Annotated in this window: 11 protein-coding genes; 6 read left to right on the top strand and 5 right to left on the bottom strand. The window is 65.9% G+C overall.

All coding sequences use genetic code 11. The annotated features are described in order from the left end of the window. Positions 1 to 9 precede the first annotated feature (9 nt). The 3 genes from OTER_RS16375 to OTER_RS16365 form a co-directional block, all read right to left on the bottom strand. Positions 10 to 1,668 carry a tetratricopeptide repeat protein gene (locus tag OTER_RS16375; protein WP_044891824.1) on the bottom strand — a complete coding sequence of 553 codons (1,659 nt, stop codon included), beginning with the start codon at positions 1,666 to 1,668 and terminating at the stop codon, positions 10 to 12. A 161-nt stretch (positions 1,669 to 1,829) separates the two neighbouring features. Further along, a complete protein-coding gene (locus tag OTER_RS16370; protein WP_012376044.1) occupies positions 1,830 to 3,131 on the bottom strand; it encodes an FG-GAP repeat domain-containing protein in 1,302 nt (433 codons plus the stop codon). Between the two features lie 59 nt (positions 3,132 to 3,190). Then, positions 3,191 to 6,856 (bottom strand): TonB-dependent receptor plug domain-containing protein, encoded by a 3,666-nt coding sequence (locus OTER_RS16365; RefSeq protein ID WP_012376043.1) that lies wholly within the window; start codon positions 6,854 to 6,856, stop codon positions 3,191 to 3,193. Positions 6,857 to 7,274: 418 nt separating this feature from the next. Here OTER_RS16365 and OTER_RS16360 point away from each other — a divergent pair, with 418 nt between their 5' ends. Together OTER_RS16360 and OTER_RS16355 are read left to right on the top strand one after the other, a co-directional pair. Then, positions 7,275 to 10,844, top strand: a complete 3,570-nt coding sequence (locus OTER_RS16360; protein WP_012376042.1) for a CRTAC1 family protein — start codon at positions 7,275 to 7,277, stop codon at positions 10,842 to 10,844. Between the two features lie 37 nt (positions 10,845 to 10,881). After that, entirely contained in the window at positions 10,882 to 13,290 is a 2,409-nt protein-coding gene (locus OTER_RS16355) for a hypothetical protein (protein WP_012376041.1), read from the top strand. 99 nt (positions 13,291 to 13,389) lie between these two features. Here OTER_RS16355 and OTER_RS16350 read toward each other — a convergent pair whose 3' ends face one another. Continuing rightward, entirely contained in the window at positions 13,390 to 14,019 is a 630-nt protein-coding gene (locus OTER_RS16350; protein ID WP_012376040.1) for a response regulator, read from the bottom strand. A 4-nt stretch (positions 14,020 to 14,023) separates the two neighbouring features. After that, positions 14,024 to 17,125, bottom strand: coding sequence for a sensor histidine kinase (locus OTER_RS24320; protein ID WP_012376039.1), 3,102 nt, complete (start codon positions 17,123 to 17,125; stop codon positions 14,024 to 14,026). 396 nt (positions 17,126 to 17,521) lie between these two features. On the opposite strand from OTER_RS24320, the gene OTER_RS16340 reads away from it, so the two are divergent. The 4 genes from OTER_RS16340 (at position 17,522) to OTER_RS16325 (ending at position 23,389) form a co-directional block, all read left to right on the top strand. Then, complete coding sequence (locus OTER_RS16340) at positions 17,522 to 18,757, top strand: XylR family transcriptional regulator (RefSeq protein ID WP_012376038.1); 1,236 nt, start codon at positions 17,522 to 17,524, stop codon at positions 18,755 to 18,757. Positions 18,758 to 18,795: 38 nt separating this feature from the next. Next, on the top strand, positions 18,796 to 20,487 hold the full coding sequence (locus tag OTER_RS16335) for a glycoside hydrolase family 43 protein (RefSeq protein WP_012376037.1): 1,692 nt from the start codon (positions 18,796 to 18,798) through the stop codon (positions 20,485 to 20,487). A gap of 51 nt (positions 20,488 to 20,538) precedes the next feature. Beyond that, positions 20,539 to 21,471 carry an ABC transporter substrate-binding protein gene (locus tag OTER_RS16330; RefSeq protein WP_012376036.1) on the top strand — a complete coding sequence of 311 codons (933 nt, stop codon included), beginning with the start codon at positions 20,539 to 20,541 and terminating at the stop codon, positions 21,469 to 21,471. A 340-nt stretch (positions 21,472 to 21,811) separates the two neighbouring features. After that, positions 21,812 to 23,389: a carboxylesterase/lipase family protein gene (locus OTER_RS16325; RefSeq protein WP_012376035.1), complete on the top strand. Its 1,578-nt coding sequence runs from the start codon at positions 21,812 to 21,814 to the stop codon at positions 23,387 to 23,389. Positions 23,390 to 23,545 lie beyond the last annotated feature (156 nt).

The following is a 23,545-nucleotide window of genomic DNA, read 5'->3' as shown; positions in this document are numbered from 1 at the left end:
CGCGTTGCCTCACAGCCGTTCCAGGAGTTCCCGGCACGCCCGCGCGGTGCGGGCGTTGCCCGCACGGCCCGCCAGTTCCTCCCCCTGCTTCAGGACTTCGCGTGCCTCGTCGCGGCGTCCAGTGGCCGCGTACGCCTGGCCGAGAAACAGGCAGCCCGGCGCGCTCTCCGGCTGCAGCCGGTGATGCGCCTCCAGTGGCTGGATCGCGTCGGCGAAGCGGCGGTGCACGAGGTAAAAGGCGCCGAGCCTGACGTGGAGCTCAGCCGCGTTCGGATCAAGCGCGAGTCCGCTCTGATAATACCGCTCGGCCTCCGCGGGTTCGCCGCGTTTCTCCGCCGCTGCGCCCATGTGTTGGTGCCACTCCGCAAACAGCCGGCGCGCCTCGGCGTCGTCGGGGTGCGACTCGATCAGCGGCCGCAGGTACGTCTCGGCTTCCGGCCAATGCGCGGCGGCCATTTCGATTCGCGCCCGCAGAAGCAGCGTGGGGGGAAAGGCCGGCTGCAAGGTGAGCGAACGGTCGAGCGCCGCCAGCACGTCGTCCAACCGGCGCAACGCGAGGAGCGAAACCGCGAGATTGTAGTTAATGCTGGCATCGTTCGGATTGCGCCCGAGCGCCGTTTCGTAGGCCGGAACCGCATCGGTGTGCCGGCCCAGGTCGGCGAGCGCGAGGCCCAGCGCCTCGAGCAACTCCGGGCTGTCGCTCTTCAACGCGAGCCCCTCCCGGGCCACCCGCTCGGCTTCAGCCGGCTGGCCCAACAGCCGGTAGGCGCGGCAAAGGTACGTGAACCACGCCGTGGGATTCGCCGGCGCGAGCCGCGGGCGGGCCTGTTCCAGCAGGTCGCGCGCCTGCGCCGGCTGCTCCTGTTTGAAGTACAACGCACTCAGGAGCTGATAGGCGTCGAACGCGGCGGGATTAACCTGGATCGCCCGCTCGAAGAGCGCTCGCGCCCGGTCACGATGTTCGCGCATCGACTCAACCGAGCCGAGCACGCAGAGCCGGTCGTAGTCGTGGCACCATGGCTCCAACTCCTCCAGCCAGGAATCCTCCGGCTCGGTGTAACGGATGGTTTCCACCCCGAGCCACCGGTGCCAGCTGGCCCGCTTTTCGTCGCCGGCTCCGGCCAGAATCTCCGCATAGAGGCTGTGCGCGGTGGAAAAGTTCGGTGCGTCTTTGAGCAGTTCCTCCAGCAAACCACGGGCCTCGCCGGTGCGCTGCCGGAGCAGCGCCAGCCGGACCAGCCCGAGCCGGGCGTAGGGGTCTCGCGGCACCAATGCCAGGCGACGCTGGTAGTCGCGCTCCGCCCCTTCCAGTTCGCCGGTCTTGAGCTGCAGGTTGGCCAGCTGCAGGTAAGCGGGCGAATAGTCGGGGGCACGCGACAGGGTTTCCCGCAGCAGCGTCGTCGCCGCGTCATAGTCGTTGTCCGCCAACCGGAGCACCGCGCGGTAGTACCACCAGCGCGGTTCATCCGGTCGGCGCGCACAGAGCAGCCGCCAGCACGCCTCGGCCTCCGGCGTGTAGCCGTTGGCATGGTACAGCCGCCCGAGCTCTTCCACCGCTGGCAGCAGTGTGCGTGCTGACCTCGCCCGCGCTTCCGCGGCCGCGATCCGCTCGCCGAGTACCGCCGGATGGTGCCGAACATCGGGGCGTGCGGGAAGCGCCGCGCGCACTTCCCGAGCCCAGGCATTCCGCTGCCACGCCCAACCGGCGCCGGCCGCCGCCAGCGCGCCAGCCAGGAGGACCGACAGCCACGCCCGGCGACGTCTCCGCAACCTCCGACGTCGGCTCTCGTCCGTCGCCGTCTCCGGGCGGTTATTGTTCGCGCGACTCGTCACTTTTTCCGCCACAACGTGACGCTGCTCATGTGCTCGAACGGCGGCAAGGCGTGGAACCCGCCGGTCACGATGACGGGAACACCGTTGCCATCGAGGTCGCCGACAGCCGCGGTGACGAGTTGGATCGGGCGATGCGCGAGGACGACCGGCGTGAATCCTTCACGGCCGTCGTTCAGCCAAGCCATCATCGAAACGGCGTTGGGATCGGACCAGTACGCGAGCGTGCTCACCGAGAGCAGGTCGACGCAACCATCGCCGTTCAAGTCCGCGGCGCAGGGGCTGTACGCCCCGGCCATCTTGCCCACGCGACGGAGCTTGAACAGTCCGTTACCGCGGTTCTCGAGCCACTGGATGCCATGCCACGGGCGCGGCACCTGCACCGCGTAGTCAAAGCCGTCCCCGTTGGTATAGATCAGATCCGGCTTCCCGTCGCGGTTGACGTCGGCCACGTCGAGCCCGCTGCTGCCATAGTCTTCGTTGGTCGAACCCCAGACCAGATTGTCCCGCAGTTGTCCGTGGCCGAGATTCTGGAACCAGTGAATTTCCTCCCACTCCTGCGAGATCAGCGCCACGAAATCGGGCCGGCCATCCGCGTCGAAATCCGCCACCGGTGTGTGAATGCACCCGGAGAGCGTGTTCACCACCTCGCTGCGGAATTGCCAGTTCCCCTGGTTCTCCATCCAGCGGGTCTCGCCCTGGGCATAGCCGAATTGTCCGACGACGAGGTCCAGCCGGCCATCGGTGTGCCCCTGCAGATTGGCCGCCCGGAGATCCGTGACGCGCGCCGTCTGCTCGAGCAGCACGCGGCGACGAAAGTGCTGATTGTCGAGATTTTCGAATACGATCACGGCGCCGATCTGATCGTTGGTCGGCATGATCTGGCCCATGCTGGCCACGAGCACGTCGAGCCGCCCCGTGCCGTTGACGTCGGCCACATCGACATGCGCGGGCCCGGGAGCTTCTCCGATCAGGTGCTCGGTGAACACGCCGCGCGGCGCCTGGCGTATCCATCGAACGGTGTTTTTGCGTCCGTCGCAGTAGAGCACGTCGGACAGGCCGTCGCGGTCCAAGTCGACGATCTTGACATGCGTCACCATCGGTCGGCCGAACTCCGCGACCGGCGCGCCGATGGGAACCGGCGTGTACTCCAGCCGCATGGTCGCGGCGCGCCCCACCTCCGCGGGCGAGACCGCGCGATCGGCGCGTTCGCGACGACAGCCGCCGAGGAGGGCGCCGATCAACCCGATCCAGCACGCGGCCAATCGCAGGTCGGTCCCTCGCAAGTGCAGTTTAGTCACCGGGCAAAAAGGAAGAGCCCTGCACCTACGTGCAGGGCTCATGAAGCAGCCACCCTGTACTAGAACCTGAAGGTGTTCGTCAGGAATATTTGCTGCGGGGGTCGGATACGATAGGCCGCCGGCGAGCCGTCGGGCTGCACGGTGACCGGGAGCAGTTCGTTGCCCACGCCGACGTTGGCGATGTTCAACTGGGCGTGCCAATCGATCTTCTCGTGGAAGAGCTTCCGATGATAACCGATCCACACATCGAAGTCGGTGAGCGCCTTGTCCCGGTACGGCGCGCTAAGATCGTACTCGATGTACTTCGGCTGCTGGATGGGCTTGTAGGCCAGGGTCATGGCCGACTGATACCTGACCGCGCCACCGACGCTCCACCCCTTCAAACGGCCCTCGGTGAAGTCGTAGTTCGTGATCAGGTTGAAGTGCCAGAGGCGATTCTCGGGAACGACGGTGCCCTGTTCCGCCAGCCGGGCCTTCAGGTCACCGTTGGCGTATCCATTCCAGTTGTCGCGCGCGTTCGCCGAGCCGCCCGGGCCCCAAATGCGGAGGTCACCCATGGCCGTCTCGTTCAGCCGGCGGTCGAAATCGACCAGATAGTCGGTCATCGTCATCCCGCCGCCCGGCACCGGCGTGTTGCCCAGATTGTCACGATACGATTTGATCCGCGACGCATTGAGCGTCATCCGCCAGTTGTCGGTCACCTGGGCGTGCAGCTCGAATTCGTAGCCCTCGGCCAGCAGGTCTTCCGTGTAGCGGAAGTTGGCCAGCGCCGTCTCCGTGAAGTCGCTGCCATCCCACGCAAAGCTCCAGGCTTTCGCCATGACCTGCGGGAGCGGAGCCAATTCCGTGAGCCACTGATCCCACGCGTTGATCACCGCGACTTCGAGCTGTTGCGCCTGCTCCAGCGTCTGGCCGTTCAGCGGCTGGTAGTCGAAGTTCCACTTCGTCTGCGGATCCGCCGGTCCTGGCACCGGCAGATCGCTGATGATGTTGGCGCCATAGCGTTGGCTGTTCGGCTGGCTGCGGTTCACGTAGTTGTATTTGATCTGGTGATAGGCTTGGGCGTAGATGCCCACGTTGTTGCCGTAGTTCCAGAACTGCAGCCCGGACGACGGGTTGTTCTTCACCGCCGACTCGAACTTGTTGACCTTGAAGGCGTATTTGCCATCGCGCGTCGCCAGAATGACGCCCATGTCCTTGGTTTCACCGGACGGCAGTGGCAGCTCCTGGCCGAAGTAGTCCTGATAGATCGTGCCCGTCTGGAAGTTTTCGGACTTGTTATACGTGGCGCTGATGCTGACCGGCAGTCGTTTCATCCACCGGCCCACCCAAGGCAGCTGGTCGAAATGGGCGACCACACCCCAGCTCCGGGAATCCTCCTGGACCGGGCCGAGCACGCTCACCGTGGAGCGAATCTGCGTGGGATCGTCAGTGGATTCCTCGCGATTCCAACGGGTGAACGTCTGACCCACCTTGTCGCGACGCATGCCCGCCGTCGCGACGATCGCATCATCCCAGAACTTGCCCTGCCAGACGAGCGCGGTGGCATCGTTGAACCGCGAGTCCCACGTCCGCTCCGACATGAGCGCCGGAATGTTGTTGGGATCCGCATCCGTCATCAGCGACACCGACCGGGTGCCCCAGCCACGATAATTCGCCGGGTTCTCCGATTGCGTCGAGAGCGCAGGCCCTTGGGGCAGACCGGCAGTGACTTGATTGTACCAAGGATCGGCCGGGTTGACTCCGGTCGCCGTCCACGTGGAGTCGAAGTAGCGCAGGTTTACCGTGCTGGGAATGATCGGTGTGGCCGACGGGCCACGGATGCCCAAGTCCTGCCCGAGGCTCTTGCCGGTCAGCTGGGGCCCGACGTAGACGTTCATCTGCGGCACGAAATCGGCCCAGAACCGGCCGTTGTTGTCCTTGATCTCGGCAAACTGCGGATGGTTGTAGTAGTCGCCGACGAAGGTGCTCTTCACCCAATTTTCGGTCGTGCGGAAGGTGTCGTCCTGGGACACCATACCGGTCACGGTGTGCTGGCCAAGGATGCGGAGCAGCCAGTGGCTGTCGGCCGACTTGGCGAAGTCATGCGTAGCAAACGCCGTCGCCCGCGTGCTTTCCCGGTCCATGCGGCCGCGGCCCTCGCCGTTGCCAACGGAAACAAACGGCCGGCCCGTGCCCACGTTCGGCGTGCCGTCGTAGTACCAGCCATTCTCCGGCGTGTTCGTGCCATCCGTCCAGCGCGCCTGCACGTCGATGAAGATCGTGTCGCTCACCGGATTATAGCCACCATCCTTGTAGGTCTCGTCGTGGTAACCGATGTCGAAACCCAGCTGGTCGTTGAAGAAGGTCTGGCTGATCGACGCGTCGAAGGTGTTGAAGTCGTACCACTCGCGCTTGATGTCACCATCGAGCAGGTTGTTGTAGAAATCGAACACGTTGGTATCCGTGATGAACTTGTTCTTGGCCAGCGAGGCGAACGGCAGCTTCATTTCGAAGGCGTAATCGCGATATCCCGGCATGCCGCGCGGTCCGGACGGCGCCAGGCCCGCGATATTGCCGTCGCGTTGGCCGTTCGCGCCCAGGCCCAAGTAGGTGACCGGATTCAGGGCCATCGCGAACAGCGGCGTCGACGAGTCGCCGTTATACTGGAAGACCGAACCGCCGAAGTAATTGCCCGAATAGCCCGCACCCTGACCGCCGAGCAACGGCTGGAAGTTGGGATTCGGATTGGCCGGCGTGGCGAAATCCTGACGCACGGCAGCGCCGCGACCGGGGATCTGCCAGTTGCCCTCGTTTAACCAGGCCAGGTTGTAGACCGGCGTGCCGATGCTGAACCACGGCGTGATCCGATCCTGCGGCGGCATGTTGCGCGGCCGGTTGCTGGTCGAGGAGCCGAGCTCGCCGTCGAGCTTGATGATGGTGCGTGCCCCCGCCTTCTTCAGGAACTTCGGCTCGTAGCGGAAGGCGACGAACTGCCGGTTGAAGTTTTCAAACGCGGGCTTCTGCTGAAACTTGCCCTCGTTCTGGACGAGTGCCAGGCGCAGCGAGAGCTCTTCCGGGAGGAGCACGCGGTTGATGTCGAGCGTGCCGCGGATACTGCCGTATTGGTCGACGCGCACAGCGGCTTCAGCCAGATTCCGGAAACTCGCCTGCTTCGTGCGCGTGTTGATGACGCCGCCCGCACTGCCTTGGCCGAAGAGGATGGCGTTCGGGCCGCGCTGGATGTCCACGGCCTCGACGTTGTAGCCGTCCCACGGGATGCTGGTCAGGTAAAGATCGCGCGTATTGTCTGCGTTCACCAGTCCCCGGACACGATTCGTCGACTGCGGGCTCAAGCTCGCGTTGGTATTCGGCGCGTTGCCGCCGCCGGATCCCGAGTAATTGCCCAGCACGCCACCGACCTCCGTCCCCAGCGTATACTGGAGCAGGGACCGCTGATCCGTGGCTCCGATATCCGTCATGAACTCGGCGTTGTAGACGGAGAGAGCCGTGCCGAGGTCCCGCAGGTCGGTGTTCAAGCGATTGCCGGCCAGGGTCGTCGCCGTGGCGTAGCCGTTGCTTTGTTGCTCGGCGGAGACTTCGAACGGGGACAGGAGGACGACATCCTCGTCTTGCGGGGCGGGCGGAGTCGTCGTGGTCTGCGCCAGGACGCCCGCCGGGGCGAGGACCGCCACCAGCAATGTGCCGGCGGCCCTGAGATGATAGATCGCTCTTCGTTTTGTCATGGGTGCGGTGTTGAGGTCGTTGCTTTCTGTCGCCGGGTAACGCCCAGACCGCCGCGCAGTTCCCGGTGTGGGAAAACGCGAGCGGCCGGAGCGTGCGGCGCCGAAATGATCATGGGGTATTTGTGTCCTGGGTATATGACACGCGGACGCTCGTGCTGCTGAGCGGCCTGGTTTCATTGATACTAACAAGCCGCTGCGGAGGGGTCTACGGGCGGTTTGCGACAATCGTAGGTGCGGTTTTGCGGCCTCCGCCCAAGAGCGACGCACGCAACCACTGTCCCGAGTAATAGGCGGTCCTATACCAAATGACGGGTTGCTGCTTCCGTGGATCCCCTATGTTTTCCCGGCCGCGTTCGCCCCCTCGCCCGTACCGTCACCGGCCCTGCGCCCACCGGCTCCGGAAACGCCTTTCGCCCGCATGCCCTCACCTCGATTCGTTTGCCTCATCGCCGTGCTGCTGTTGCTGAGCGCGGCCGATGGAGCCGCATCGGCTGATCTCACGCGCACGCCCTTCGCGTCGCCCTCGCAGCGCAGCGGCCAGTCGCTGTTCGCTCCGCTCAGCCCGACGCTCACCGGGCTGGCAGTCGACAACCGCTACAACGACCCGCGGATGTGGGGCAGTCGCTACCGGCCGTTCATGGGCGGGGCGATGGGCTCGGGCGTGGCCGTCGGCGACTTCGATCGCGACGGCAAGGTCGACCTCTACGTGAGCACCAAGACGCAGCCCGGCCGTCTATTTCGCAACCTGGGCGGGTGGAAGTTCGAGGACGTCACCGACCGTGCCGGAGTGGCCGAGCAGGTGTCCACGCTGGACTGGCTCAAGGGCGCCCTCTCCTCCGATCGCGAGAGCACCTGGCACCAGGGCGCGGTGTTTGCCGACGTGAACAACGACGGCTGGCTGGATCTCTTCGTCTGTCGGTTGGGCGCTCCCAATCTGCTCTACATCAACCACGGCGACGGCACGTTCAGCGAGGAAGCGGAGCTGCGCGGGCTGGCGATCGTCGATGGCAGCGTGGTCGGCGCGTTTGCCGACTACGACCGCGACGGCTGGCTCGACGTGATGATCCTCACCAATCTGCTGGAAGGCACCGAGCCCTTGGGCCGGCCCGATCGGCTGTTTCGCAACACCGGAAAGGGCTTCTTCGTGGAAACCACGGCCACCGCCGGCGTCGGGGCGAAGACTTTCGGACATGCGGCCACCTGGCTCGACTACGATGGCGACCGCTGGCCCGATCTCTACCTCAGCAACGACTTTTCCGGGGCCGACCTGTTCTATCACAACAACGGCGACGGCACCTTTACCAATGTCCTCGACGCGGTGGTGCCGCACACGCCCTACTCCTCGATGGGCGCGGATACGGCGGACATCAACAATGACGGACACTTCGACCTGCTGATCGCCGACATGGCGACGACGAGCCGGGAGAAGGACCGGCGCGGGCTGGCCGCCTCCCGCAACGACGTGCTCCAGACCGTGACCACCGAGCGCACGGCGCCCCAATACATGCGCAGCGCGCTGCTGCTGAATTCCGGGCGCGGCAACTTCGCGGAAGTGGCGTGTTGGGCCGGCGTCGAGGCGACCGATTGGACCTGGTCGCCACGCTTCGAGGATTTCGACAACGACGGTTGGACAGACCTGCACGTGACCAACGGCATGGTGCGCGAGGCCAACAACACCGATCTGCTCGCGGGCATGATGCGCGCGCTTTCCGACATGCAGCGGATCAGCGTGATGAAAAAGGCGCCGCCGTTGAACGAACCGAATCTCGCTTTCCGCAACCGGCACGGCGAAGGGTTTGAGCCGGTCACCGACGAATGGGGCCTCGGCGAGGTGGGCGTAAGCTTTGGCTCCGCCACCGCAGACTTCGATGGCGACGGCGATCTTGACCTCGTGTATTTGAACTATGATGGCGGGCTGAGCGTTTTCCGCAACGACAGCATCGGGCCGCACGCGCTGCAGGTCCGGCTGCGCGGCACCACGTCCAATCGCGACGGCGTGGGCGCCATCGTGCGGATCGAAACTGGTTCCGGGCCCCAGATCCGGGCGATGACCGTGGCCCGCGGATACGCCTCGGGTAGCGAGCTCGTGGCGCATTTCGGCTTGGGCTCGGACACCAGGGTCGATCAGCTGCGCATCGACTGGCCCTCGGGGATCACGCAGGTGTTCGACCATCTGGAGGCCGGCTACGCCTATTTGATCACGGAAGCGGGCACCGTCGCACCCGCTGGCGCGGTGTCGCCACCGCCGTTGTTCCAGCCGGGGGCCGAGACCGCCGGACTGGTGCTGAACGACGCGTCCCCTCTGGCGATTCCCGACAAGGAGCAGTGGTTCATTCCATTTCGCACCGACCGGCGCGGGCCGGGCGTCGTCGTCTCGGATCTCGACGGCGATGGCGACGATGACGTTTACCTCACCGCCACGCCGGGCTCCCCCGGCCGGGTGCTTCGCCGCGCAGCGAACCGGTTGGTCGAAGAACCGGCACGCGGCGTGGCCGCGGGCGGCGTCGAGGAGGGCCCGGCGCTCTTCCTCGATGTCGATCAGAATGGCACGCGCGATCTGCTCGTCACCCGGGCGAGCGCGAACACCGTCGCCTGGCCCGATGCCTTTCGTCCGGTGATCTACGCCAACGACGGCACCGGCAACTTCACGCCGACCGACTGGCTCCCGGAGCTTTCGCTCAACGTCGGCGCCGTGACCGCGGCCGACATTGACGGAGACGGAGACCTGGACCTGTTCCTGGGCGGCCGCTCTGTGCCCGGACGTTATCCGGAGACACCACAAAGCGTGCTGCTGCGCAACGACCGCGGGCGATTCACGGACATCAGCGGCGGCTCGGCCGGTGTCGGCGCGGTCGGACTGGTCAAGAGCGCCCTCTTTTGCGACGTCGATCTGGACGGCCGCCCGGATCTCCTCTTCGCGCTGGAATGGGACACCGTGCGCTATTTTCACAACGACGGGAGCGGCCACTTCTCCGATCGGACGGCGCAAGCGGGATTCGCCTCGGGCGGACGTGGCTGGTGGAACAGCATCGTCACCGCCGACCTGAATGGCGACGGACGACCGGATTTCGTGGCCGGCAATCTGGGCCTGAACACGACCTACGAGGCTTCGGCGAAACACCCGGCCACGCTGTTCTACGGGGACTTTGCCCAGAACGGCACCAAGCTCATCGCCGAGGCCGTCTACGATGGCGACGAACTCTATCCCTTGCGCCCCCGGGCGGATCTCGCCGCCCGGCTGCCGTTCATTCCGCGGCGGTATCCGAAGAATGATGATTTCGCCCGGGCGACGATGGCCGCGGTTTTCGGAGACCAGATCGTGGCCGCCGCCGAAGTCCGGCGCGCGGACAACTTTTCTTCCGGTGCGTTTCTTAGCCAGCCGGACGGCACGTATCGGTTCAGCCCGTTGCCCCGAATCGCCCAGCTTGGCCCCATTCAGGGAATCGTCGCCACGGATTTGGATGGCGACGGGCTTGTGGATGTCTGCGCGGTGCAAAATTCGGACGCGGCGGTGCCGCGCTTCGACGGCGGACTCGGCATTTTCCTGAAGGGCAAAGGCGACGGTCGCCTCGAGGCCCTGGCGCCCGCGCGCTCCGGCGTGGTGGTGCCTGGCAATGCCCGCGCTCTGGTGCTGCTGGATGCGCACGGCAGCGGCCGGCCGGACCTGTTCATCACCCGGCATGGCGGCCCCACGCAATTGCTGACGAACCAGTCCGTCCAGCCCCGGTGGCTGACCGTGCGACTCCAGGGATCCCAGGCCAATCCCGACGCCGTCGGCGCTCGCGTGGAGCTCGTGTATGCACACCTGCCGCCGGCCCACTATCAGATCACCGTCGGCGGAGGTTGGTTCAGCCAATCCGCTCCCGGCCTCTTTGCGGCGATTCCTCCAGGTGATTCGCTCGTCGAGGCGATCGTCACCTGGCCGGATGGGCATCGTTCGCGCCATTCCTCCCCGCCGGAACAAGGGCCCTGGATCCTGCAGCGATGAACGGAGTTTCCCGCGCCAGCTTCAACCTCAACGACCGATGAACGTCTCGAAGATCGCATCCTGGCCTCGCTGGCCAACGCTGCTCTGGATCGCGGCGATCGCCGGCGCGCTCGCATTGATGATCCGGGCGGATCTCGCGCAGCTCCGATGGGTGTCCGATCTGTCGGCCCAAGGAAATCCTCCGCCGGCGCGTGACTCCGGTTCTGCCACTGGATACGTGCTCGGTGAGCGACATTTCCTGGGAAAATACGAACGGGGAGAAACCTATCGCTGGATCGCGGCGACGCAGGAACTGATCGCTTCGGGACCGTTGGGCGCACGCACCTACGACGGTGACACCGTTCCCAGCGGACGCCCGCAGCTGCTGCCGAAGTTGTATGCCACGTGGCTCGCCGCGGTGGCTTGGGGCGTCCACGTGGTGAACGGATCACCGCTGCCGATCGCCGTCGAACAAGCCGCGCTGTGGGAGCCGATCGTCGCGCACATGCTGGCGTTTGCCGTCGCCGTGGCCTTCATGGCGTGGAGGTATGGGCGCGCGAGCGCCGCCGCGACGGCGTTGGTTTTCGTGTTGCTGCCTTCCGTCTCCGGCCAGTTCTTGCCCGGTGTGCTCACGGCTCGGACCTGGGCTCTGCTCCTCGCCGGTTACGGGATGGCGCTCACCCTGCCTGTCGGTGCCGAACCAAGGAACCCGCTGACGCTGAGCGTGCGATCCGCCGTCGTGGTGAGCCTCGCGTTGTGGCTTGACCCGGCATGCGGATTTCCCGCCGTGCTGATCATCGCTGCGGCCGGCGGCGTCGCCGCGTTCACCTCCGCTGTCCATCTGCCGTTTCTTCGCTGGTCGCTGATCGGCGCCGGACTGACGTTCCTCGCCTGGCTCGTGGATCAAGCCCCCTGGTCACCGGCGGCTGGCGAGCTCAGGTATGTGCATCCGTTGTATGCGCTCGCCTGGCTCGGGCTGGGAATTGCCGGCGACGCGGTCCAACAGTTCCGCGGCACGGCGCCAAACCGACGGCGCATCGTCGTCGAGGCGCTCGGCGCGGTGGTTCTCGTGGGCACGCTCGGCTATTTTCAGGCGAAGCATGACTTCAAGGGATGGTTTTATCCCAGCGTGTGGATGCGGCGGATAACCTCGCTCGATGAGACGAGTGCCTTTGGCTCCCTTTTCGATTGGATCGGGCAATCGTCCGTGGTGGAAGCGGTGTTGCTCTCAGCGCCGGCACTCGGCGGAATCGCCGCGCTCACGCTGGTGTTCCTCCGCTCCCCGCACGGTGGCCAGGGAATGCGACGCTCGTTCGCTCCCGCGGCGGTCGTGCTCGCCGGACTGCTCGTGCTCGCATTTTTTCGCGCGCGCTGGGGTGTCGTCGCTTCGCTCGCGGCCGTGCCGGTCATCGCGCTCGTCGTTCGCGAGTCGGTGTCGTTCCGGCGCGTTGCCGCCGGCGTCATCGGCGCCTGGCTGATTGCTCTGGTCGCCTGGGGCCAGCATCTGCCGGTCACTCTCAGGCCTCCGAGTGCCCGGACCGAGCCGACGGCGGCCGACCTTGAGGCGCTGCTCTACCGGCATTTCGCCCACTGGCTCGCCTCACACACGCCCGGCCAGAAGGTATCGGTGCTGGCCCCGCCCGAGCTGTCCGATGCGATCGTGTTTCACGGTGGCGGGCACGCGCTCATGTCCACGGCTTGGGAATCGTATCCCGGTCAGCTGGCTGCCCGCCGCATCCTGAGTTCGCTGGAATCGACCGAAGCCGAAGCCGTCCTGCAGGGCCACGAGCTCACTCACCTGGTTTTGCCCTCGTGGGACAAGGTATTGCCGCTTTTCGTGCAGGTGCCGACGGAGAAGGGCCGGGACACGCTCTATGACCGGCTCAAACGATGGACCTACCCGTCCTATCTCCGTCCGATGCCCTACCGGCTTCCCTCCGCTCCGGTGTATGTGGGGCAGACCATGGCCGTCTTCAAGGTGACTCCGCCCCAGGATGAGCCGCTGATGTTGAGTCGACTGGCGGAGTATTTTGTCGAAATGGACCGCTCCGAACCGGCGGCAATGGTTGCACGTGTGCTGGCGGAAACCTACCCGGACGATCCCAATGCGACGATCGGCCGAGCCATCGTCTACGCCCAGTTAAAGCAGCCAGCCGAGTTCGAGCGCGAACTCGCGCGGCTCGTTGCCGACGCCCGAGCTGGCCGCGCCCCCTTTTCCTGGGATCGGCGGGTGCAACGCGCCATCGTGCTGGCGCTCGGCCGCCAGCGGGAGCTGGCGCGCACCGAAGTCGAAGCCTGCCTGGCCACCGCCGCGCCATCGGATCTCCTCGAGCTGACGCCGCTCCAGGCCTACCGGCTCCGGACCTTGGCGCGCCTCCACGGGCTGGCGTTCCCGGATCCCCAACTCGCCACGCTCGCCGCCGCGCTCGGGGCGGAATACCAGCCGGAGCATCCGGCCAAGGAATAATCGCGGCGTTCGCTGGCTGCGCGTGCCGGTCCGATCGTTTCGCCGCGCCGTCCGGTCCGGGCCAACCGTGTAGCGACTCGGGCCGCTCCGGTCCGCGGTTCACTCGATGTCGATAATCCCGCGCTTCACCGCGGTCACGAGCGCCTGCGTCCGGTCTGACACGCCGAGCTTGTTGAAGATATTCGCCACGTAGATCTTGATGGTCCCGACCACCAGTCCCAACTGCGTGGCAATTTCCTTGTTGCTCAGCCCCTTCGCCAGGAGTTTCAGGACCTCCATCTCGCGCGGCGACAGCCCCGCCAGCAGCCGCTCGGCAATGCGCGCCGCCACCTGCTCCGGAATGTATTGTCCGCCCGAATTCACCACGCGGATGGCTTCCAACAGCCGATCGAGCGCCATCTCCTTGACCACGAAACCGGCGGCGCCAGCCTTGATGGCCTGATACACCTCCTCGCCCCGGGCGTAGTTGCTGTAGACCAGCACCCGCACCGCGCCAAATTCCGCGCGCAGCGCGTGCAGGGTCTGCACGCCGCTCATGCCCTGCATGCGCAGATCGAGGACCACGACGTCGGGCTGATACTTGCGGTAGGCCGCGATCGCCTCCTGGCCGTCCTCCACGTCGGCGACGACCTCCATGTCCAGGGCGTCGTTGATCGCCGTCATCAGGCCCATCCGGATGGCCATGTGGTCGTCGACCAGCAGTACACGGGTCTTTCTCGTTTCGTTCATGGGTTCAATTGGCCTCCTCCGCCGCCGGTCCGTCCAACGGCACCACAATCTGCATCGCGGTTCCCTGACCCGGCTGGCTCTCGATCGCCAGCGTGCCGCCCAGTCGCTTCACCCGCGTGCGAATACCCCGCAGCCCGAGGTGGCCCGTGCGGTCCTGCAGCACCTCCCCGGGCCGGAATCCGACACCGTCGTCAGCGATCCCCAACGCCACCGCGTCCGTTCGAAACTCAAGCTGAACCGAAATCCGGCGGGCGCGCGCGTGTCGAAACGCGTTGGTGGTCGCCTCCTGCGCGATGCGCAGCAGGTTGTGGTTCACCGCGCGATCCAACGGCACCGTCGTGCCTTTGACCGCCACCTCGATCTTCATCCCATCCGCATCCACAAACGTGGTCAGGTTCCGCAACGCGTCGGCCAGATCGGTGCCCTCGAGCAGCGGGGATTCCATGTCCCACACGGCGTGCTGCACCTCCTGGCGCGCGTAGGCCACCATGTTGCGGACGACGTTCAGCCGGGAACGCATGTCGCCGCTCATCGCGGGAAGCTTGAGCGTCGTGTCGAGTTGCAGCATCGCGCCTGTCAGGCCCTGCTGCACGCTGTCGTGGATCTCGTTCGCCAGCCGATCTCGTTCGGCGAGCGTGGCGGCCTTGCGGGTCTCCTCGCCCAGCTTGGCCATCGTGGCCTCGAGCTCATGCGTGCGGTTCTTCACCAGCTCCTCCAACGCGCGGTTGCGCCGTCTTTCCAGATAGCTGGACCAGCGCATCACTCCGAGCAACGCGAGCGCCACGGCCGAGCCGAAGGCCGCATACGCCGGCCAAGTGCGGTGCCACGGAGGCAGGATCTCGAACTGGAAAGTCGACGGCACCGTGGCGTCCGCCTGCGCCGCCGCAATCCGGACCTGCAGACCATACACGCCTTCCCGCAGCCGGCGGAAGCTGAGCAGCGATCCGTCCAGCACGGTCCAGGGCTCCCGCTCGTCGAGTCGGTATTCATACACTGGCGACCGACGCCAGGCGTCCGTGCCGGAGAAGAACCGGAAGCTCAGGCTGTTCCGGGCGTAAGGCAGCCGCCCGAGCGCCCCCTCCGGGCGGCCGGTGGCGAGCAGCTCTTCGTTCTGCTGCAGATCGACCATCGACACCAGGGTGGGCTGCGGCGGCTTGGGCGGCACCGACGCCCAGGACCGTTCAATATGATAGAGCGACCGTGCCGCGACCACCCAGACATCGTTCCCCGGCAGGATGCGGACCACGGGGTAGCGATCGCTCACCAGGTCGAAGCTGGTCGCGTCCATCGCATAGCCGTTCGTTCCCGGCGCAAACCGGATCAGCCCCTCGTTGTGGGCGGCCCAAATGACGCCACTCTCATCTTTCTGCAGCCGCGCAATCCAGTAGGGCGAGCGGTTAAGCAACTGCTGGAGTTCCGGCACCTCCCGCCACGAGCCAGTTTTTTGATCGAAGAACCGGTGCGGCTCTTCTTTCAACGCGCTCAGGACGACGATGTCGTCCACCGATCCGATATTCACCCACGAGCCCTTGGTCCACGATTCGTTGGGAATCACGTCCAGCCGGAGTCGGCCGTGCTCGCGCCACAGTCGCGCCACCCCCGCCCCACCCATTTCAATCCACACCGAATCCTTCACCCGATGCACGATCGCCGGGTTCGCCGCGCCGGGAATGCGCGGAGCAGATTCGCGCCACGCGCCGTCGCGCCACTCCAGCAGCGCCATCTCGCCTCGGCCGATCAGGTAACAGTGACTCTCGTCCACCATGACGAGATGCGCGAGATCCGGCACGGAGGGGATCGGCCGCAAGGAGCCATCGGGCTCGACGGCGAACAATTCATAGCCGTTGCCGACCAGCATCTGCGTCCCCCACGCCGCCAGCGACCACGCGCCGCGCGGCGGCTGGTGGGGCGCCGGTTCGAAGCGCGTCGGTTCACCGGCCTCCCCGGCGACGGCCCGGTATAATTTGCCACCCGAAGCGACAAAGATCTGGCCGTTCCACTCCACCACGATCGGCCAGGCGATCGGCAGGCCCAGTCGCTGCCCAAACGCCGAAAGCGGGCTGCCATACAGGATCTTTTCGATGGAATCGTCGGTTTCGACCCACAGCACCCCGGGCTCGCGATTGGCCAGCGCGGCGATGTTGTGATACTGCGAGGTGGTCAGCGCCATCAGCAACTCCCCTTCGGTCGAAAACAACAGCAGGCCCTGGCCGGTAACGCTCGTCGCAATACGTCCGTCGACCAGCTTCTGCAGCGCCGAGATGTGCCCGGTGATAGTGTTGTCGCCCAACGGGAGCCAGGGGGAGGCCTCCTTCCCGTCGAACACGACCAGCCGGCCGTCGATGAAGGCGACGAGACTGCGGGTCTGATCGAGCGAAACGGCAAATTCGACCACGCTCCGGCCCAGCCCCGTATTCTCCGCCAACTCGAGCGTTCCGGCCCGGGCATTGATGGTACGCAGCGGGGCGTCGAAGGCCGAAATGTAAACCCGATCGCCGACCCGGAAGACCCGGGAAATCCGCGGCACGTCGAAGAAAAGGTTCTTTTGGAGTTGGAAATCCCAATAAACCACGCCGTTCCAACTCGCGAAATAGACGCCTCGTTCCGTGACGATCAGATCCGAGAATGTCGCGGTCGCCACCCAACCCGGCAGGTTGGAGGGCGCGAGCGGCACCGGATGCAGTCGCCCGTCGGCGCCGGTCTCGACATAGCCCCAGGAACCCCGCGCCCCATAGTAGGTGCGACCGTCGGGAGCCTGGACGACGTTCGTCATCGAGATCCGGTCCCTGCCGCCCCGCTCGGCGATGTTCAGCCAGACCGTATCATTGAGCACGGCGTAGACGGCGTCGTGGATGACCGCGACGCGACCGAACCGATCAAAGCCCAAGCGGGATCCGCGCGGCACCGGCCCGATGTCTCCAAGAGAATAGGACCTGATGAAGGGCATGCCGCGGACCGGCGCTTTGGCCGACGCCACTGCGCCCAGCATCAGCATGGCCGTCCCGCCGATGGCCGCGCAGAGCGCAACCCGGGTAATAACCGCGCACCACGTCACCAGGAGTTTGTGGCCCGCCCTAGCCGATTTCTTTCCGATCAGCGAAAGCATCTGATGCGCCTGTCAGCGCTGGACCGAACGTGAACCGCCGCGGCGCGGTGGGTAAAGCGGATTCGCCCCGACCGGCACATTTCCGCACGCGCCAGACACGCCACGCGCGTTTACCTATTACCGGGGGAATAGGCGAAGCTACCTCCAATGCCTATTTGCTCGGTTTGGACGCAGCCGTCCTGATCGTGGCCACGGTCCCCCCTGGCGCACAACAACGCCGACCGCGTCCCCGATGATCCTGCTTTATCCCTTCGCCGTTCTCGCCTCGGCTGACACGCCCGCCGGGCCGAAATGCGAACGCCGCTCCGCCGGTGTCCACCGCATCGGCCGCCGTGCGACCTCCGGCGACGCACCCGCTTCACGGTCGCCCCCCCGGTCCGCGGGCCGCCTCGCGTCATGAACGCGCCTCTCGTCCGATCTTCCCGCAAGGTGCTCGTGGCGGCGGCCATCGCCCCGCCCGAGTGTATCCGCGGAATCACCCGTCACGCCCGCGCCCATGACTGGCACCTCGTCATGGACATGTTATTCACCGGCGCCCTGCCGCGCGGCTGGAACGGCAGCGGCGTTCTCGCCCTCGGGGCGCACCAGCCGGAACTGCTGGCCCATTTGCAGGCGTCCGGCCTGCCGTGCGTGGTGCTCACCGACGGCGACCCGATCGTGGACCTGCCGCGGGTTGAACCCGATCACCGCGCGATCGGCCGGCTGGCCGCGGACCATTTTCTGGAGCGCGCGCATCGCAGCTTCGCCTGGGCGCCGTTCCTGAACGACGCGGCCAACCGCGAACGGCTCGCCGGATTTCAGGAACGGCTCGCCGAGCATGGTCGCACCTGCCGTCTCCTGCCGCCGGCCCACACGCGCATCGGCCCCTACTGGCAGGACAATTGGGACGACTACCGGCGCAACCTCGCCGCCGAACTGCTGCGGCTCCCGCGGCCGACCGCCATCTTCGCGTTCAACGACTGCACCGCCGCCAACGTCATCGACTGCTGTCAGGATGCGGCGCTCGCCGTGCCGGAGGACGTTGCCGTGCTCGGCGTCGGCAATTCCCTCGTCTGCGAGCTCTCGCCGGTGCCGCTCTCGAGCGTGGATGACGACATGACGGAACTCGGTTACCGCGCCGCCCTGCTTTTGGAAAGTGTGCTCAGTGGCGCCGGCACCGCCACGCGAACGCTCCGCATTCCGCCGCGGGGGATCGTGACCCGGCTGAGCAGCGACATGGCGGCGGTGACTGATCCGCGCGTCGCCCGCGCGCTGCACTACATCGCCGAGCACTACTCGAACCCGATGCTGACCGTCTGTCAGGTGGCCGAAGCGCTGGGGATGTCCCGGCGCAACCTGGAGCGAAGCTTTCGCGATGAGACGGGTTGCACCATCCACGAGAACATCATTGCCGTGCGGATGCGGGAGGCGTCCCGGCTGCTGCGCATGCATCCCAGCACCAAGACATCCGATGTGGCCGGCTTGGTCGGTATCAGCGGAGTCGGCACGTTCTGCCGCACGTTTCGCCGGCATTTTGGCATGAGCCCCCAGGCGCACCGCGATTGGGTGCTGCGGGCCGAGGCTGAGCCACCGGCCCGGCCCCGCCGGCCCCAGCCGGCGACCGCCGTCCGGATGAAAATCACGGCGGCCTGAGTGGCAACGCCGCCTGTCACCCGCCTGTTTTTCGACCGATGAACTTCGTCCGTCCTCTGCTCGTCGCCACTTTCCTCGCTACTGCCGCCGTCGATGGGGCGCGGGCCGCGCCCGCGAGCTTCGACTGGTTCGAGTATACCGGCCAGGAGTCGAGCGCCGATGGCGAGCGTCCGCCAGCCGGCTATCGTAATCCGATCCTCACCGGTTTCTATCCCGACCCGAGCATCTGCCAGGTGGGTCAGGACTACTACCTCATCAATTCAACCTTCGCCTACTTTCCCGGGATCCCGATCTTTCACAGCCGTGACTTGGTGAATTGGAAACAGCTCGGCCACGTGATCAATCGTCCGCAGCAACTGCCCTACGACGGACTCGGCGTGTCGCGCGGACTCTTTGCCCCCACGATCAGTCATCACGAAGGCACTTTCTACGTCGCGTGCACGATGGCGGACGCCGGCGGAAACTTCGTCGTGACCGCCTCGAACCCGGCCGGCCCGTGGTCCGATCCCACCTGGCTGCACTTCGAGGGCATCGATCCGTCGCTCTTTTTCGACGATGACGGACGTGCCTGGATGCTCAACAACGGCGCGCCCGAAGGCACCCCGCTCTACGATGGCCATCGCGCGATCTGGATTCAGGAGTTCGATCCTAGCGCGCGCAAAATGATCGGGCCGCGCATGGTCCTCGTGAACGGCGGCGTCGATATTTCACAAAAACCCGTCTGGATCGAAGGGCCCCACATCTACAAACACGGGGGCTGGTATTACCTTTGCTGCGCCGAGGGCGGAACGAGCGTGAATCACTCCCAGGTGATCTTCCGCAGCCGGAAAGTCGACGGGCCGTACGTTCCGTGGGCGCAGAATCCAATTCTCACGCAACGTGGTCTCGACGGGAAAGTGCCCGACGCGGTCACGTCGACCGGCCACGCCGATCTCGTCATCGGTCCCGACGGGCAATGGTGGTCCATTTTCCTTGGCGTACGCCCGTATGAGGGGCGGTTCTCGCCCATGGGCCGCGAGACCTTTTTGTTGCCGGTGACGTGGACCGACGACGGCTGGCCTCGCATCCTCGAGCCGGGCCGGCGCGTGCCGCTCGTGGCGCCGGCGCCCACCGGTTCGCGCCTCCACTCTGAGCCGTCGTATTTGAACGGCAATTTCACCTGGCGCGATGACTTCGACAAGGCCGGGTTGTCGCCGTTCTGGATCATGCTGCGCGCGCCGGTCGAATCCTGGTGGACGTTGGCCAAGGGTCGTCTGGCGCTCGAACCGCAGGCGGAAGCTCTCTCAGGCCGGGGCAACCCGAGCTTCCTCGCCCGGCGGGTGCAACACGCCCGATTCACCGCGTCCACCTCGGTCGCCGTGCCGAGGGAAACCGGCGTCTCGGCCGGCCTCGCCGTCTTCCAGGGCGAGCGGTTCCACTACTTTCTCGCGGTCAAACGCGACGCGGAAGGCGTCACGCTCGGGCTCGAGCAGCTCCGCGGTGGCCCGGCCGAAGTGATCCGCTCTGTCCGGATCGATGCGGCATCTGACGTGGCCCTGCGGGTCGAGGCGCACGCCGGCACGTGTTCATTCTCTTATGCGGTCCAACCGGGCTCCTGGCAGGTCCTGGCCGCCGACGCCGATGCGAAACTGCTGACCACGGAGGTCGCCGGCGGGTTCGTCGGCGCGACCGTCGGGCTGCACGCGCGAAAAGAGGGTGACGCGCGGCCGACGACGGCGCCGGCGGATTGATGCCCCGCTCCAAGCTACAGCCCTCATCCCCATAACCGATAATATCCAGCCATGAAACGTTCCCTCCTCGTTGCCGCGTTCGCATTGCTCGCGTGCACCGTAAGCCAGGCCAAGCTCACCGTCGGTTTCGCCCAAACAGGCTCCGAGAGCGTTTGGCGAGCTGCCAACTCGGAGTCCATCAAGTCGGAAGCGGAAAAGCAGGGCATCGACCTGCGTTTCGTCGATGCGCAAAGCAACGTGGACAATCAGATGAAGGCGCTCCGCAGTTTTATCGCCGACCAGGTCGACGCGATCGTACTCGCCCCGCTGGTGGTCAGCGGCTGGGAAGCCGTGCTGCAGGACGCCAAGGCCGCCGGCATTCCCGTGATCATCATGGACCGCAAGATCGTCGCGGACCCGTCACTCTACGCCACGTTCATCGGCTCAGATTTTTTCAAGGAAGGCCAGATGGCGGCGGAATGGATCCTCGCCCATGCCGATCAGAAAAGGAAAATCGTCGAGCTGCAGGGTGAGCCCGGTTCATCGGCCGCCAATGAGCGCCAGCGCGCGTTCGCCTCGACCATGGCGACGCACACGAGCGACGGTTTCCGGATCGTCGCGCGCAAGGTGGCCAATTTCCGTCGCGATCAGGGTCGCCAGGCGATGGCCGAACTCCTGACGACGCACGGTTCCGACATCGAGATCGTCTTCGCCCACAACGACGACATGGCCCTCGGCGCAATCGAGGCCATCGAGGCAGTGGGCCGCAGCCCGGGACGAGACATCATGGTCGTCTCGATCGACGCGATCAAAACGGCCGTCGAGGCGGTCGCCTCCGGCAAACTGAACTGCACGGTGGAATGCAATCCCCTCTTCGGCCCCAAGGTGATCGAAGCCGTCGTCCGACTCACGAGTGGCGGCACCGTCATGAAGGAGACGTTCAACAAAGATATCGTCATCGACGCGTCGAACGCCGCGCAACTCCTGCCCAGCCGGCAGTACTGAAGAAGCTGGCGAGGTTCCGTTCAGCAGGAGCCCCAGCGGCTTGGGCCGAATTCGGGTCCGCGGGGAAGCAACCCGTCAAGAATCGTCATCCAACGGACAAGAACGCCCATTCTCACCCGGCCCCGGATCGAATATCTTCGGCGCGATTCTACCCCGTAATCCCCGGCCATTTCTTCTGACCGTGTGCGCCGACGCGCATCTGCCTCGCTGGCGATGTTCCATCGCCGGAGTGCAGGGTGTGCCGTTGGCGCGACGCTCCAAATCCTCGGTCGTGGCTCGTTCGTCGGCGGACGGTCTTGACCCGTGACCGCGGCGGGCGCTCCTCTCAATTTTGTCATTTATGAAGACTCCCCTGCTTCGTTTCGCGTCGCTGCTGGCGCTCATGCCGGTGTGCTTCCTGATCGCCGCCGACGGACCTGCCGACCGGCCCGCGCCCGTGTTGACCGAATATGGACTCGTGCAGGGCGCCGCTGAACAGGACCTGACGGTCTATCGCGGCATCCCGTTTGCCGCGGCGCCGGTGAGTGAACTTCGCTGGCGCGCGCCCCACCCCGCCGCCAAATGGGACGGCGTGCGCGAGACGACGAGCTTCGCCGCCGATCCCTACCAGGGTGACGGCAAGGGAAACGTGAGCGAGGACTGCTTGTACCTGAACATTTGGACGCCTGCTAAATCCGCCCGCGAGCGGTTGCCGGTGCTCGTCTGGATTTACGGCGGCGGATTCTCGTTCGGCTCCACCTCCACGCCCGTCCACAACGGCGAGCACCTCGCGCGCAAAGGCGTCGTACTCGTTACGCTCAATTACCGCGTCGGCCCGCTTGGTTTCCTCGCCCATCCGGAACTCAGCGCCGAATCCCCGCATCACGTTTCGGGCAACTACGGGCTGCAGGACCAGATTGCCGGCCTGAAGTGGGTGAAGAAAAATATCGCGGGCTTCGGCGGCGACCCGGAGCGCGTGACGATCTTCGGCGAGTCCGCCGGCGGCATTTCCGTCTCCATGCTCTGCGCCTCGCCCGAGGCGAAGGGGCTGTTCCGCGGCGCGATTTCCCAAAGCGGTGGTTCGTTCGGACCGGTGCGGGTGACCACCTATCCCGGCGAAAACATGCGCGGCCTCGCTGACGCCGAGCAGGCCGGCGTCGCTTACATGAAGAAGGCCGGCGCGGCCTCGATCGCCGAGCTCCGCCAACTCGCGCCCGACAAGCTGCCCGCCGGTTGGGGCAGCGGCGCTGCGTGGCCGATCGTCGACGGCTGGGTGATCCCCAATGACCAATACAAGCTCTACTCCGCCGGCCGTTACAACCAGGTCGACATCCTCGTCGGCTACAACTCCGACGAGGGCCTGAGCTTCTCGCGTGAGAAGACGCCCGACGAGTTCATCGCCGGCGTGAAGGCGCGCTACGGCAAGTTCGCCGACGACCTGCTCAAGGTCTATCCCGTCGGGACCGACTCCGTCCCGAAGACCGCCCGCGACCTCATGCGCGACGCCGCCTTCGGCTGGCACACGTGGGCCTGGGCCACGTTTCAAGCGCGGGCCGGCGACTCGAAGGTCTTCTATTACTACTTCGACCAACACGCCGAGCACCCGGCGGGCTCGCCCGAGGCCGACCACGGCACGCCGCACGGCGTCGACGTGCCCTACGTTTTCCAGACGCTCGATCCCAAGAACCCGAACACGACGCCCGCCGACCTCGCGATGTCGGATCTGCTCTCGACCTACTGGACGAATTTCGCCAAACGCGGCGATCCCAACGGCGCCGGCGTCCCCGCGTGGCCACGATTCACCGATGGCGATCGCCGCGTGATGTATTTCCACAACGGTGCCACGGTTGGCCCGGTCCCCAGCGCCGATGCGCTCGCTGTGCTCGACCGCTACTTCGCCTGGCGCCGGACGCCCGAGGGCGAAGCCGCTTCGAAATGACCTCGTGGGCGGCGGCGCACGGCGCGCGCCGCCTAACCGTCAAGGAGACGCGGCGTTTCATCCTCCGACACGACCGCCCATCGTCATCGCCCCCACCCACGATTCCCTGCCGACGCCCCGTTCGCCTGCCGGCCGCAATTGCTTTCCTGCGCCTGC

This window comes from Opitutus terrae PB90-1, from assembly GCF_000019965.1.
Classification (GTDB): domain Bacteria; phylum Verrucomicrobiota; class Verrucomicrobiia; order Opitutales; family Opitutaceae; genus Opitutus; species Opitutus terrae.
The sequence above is the reverse complement of the archived record's forward strand: the minus strand, read 5'-3'. Positions and strand labels throughout refer to the sequence as shown.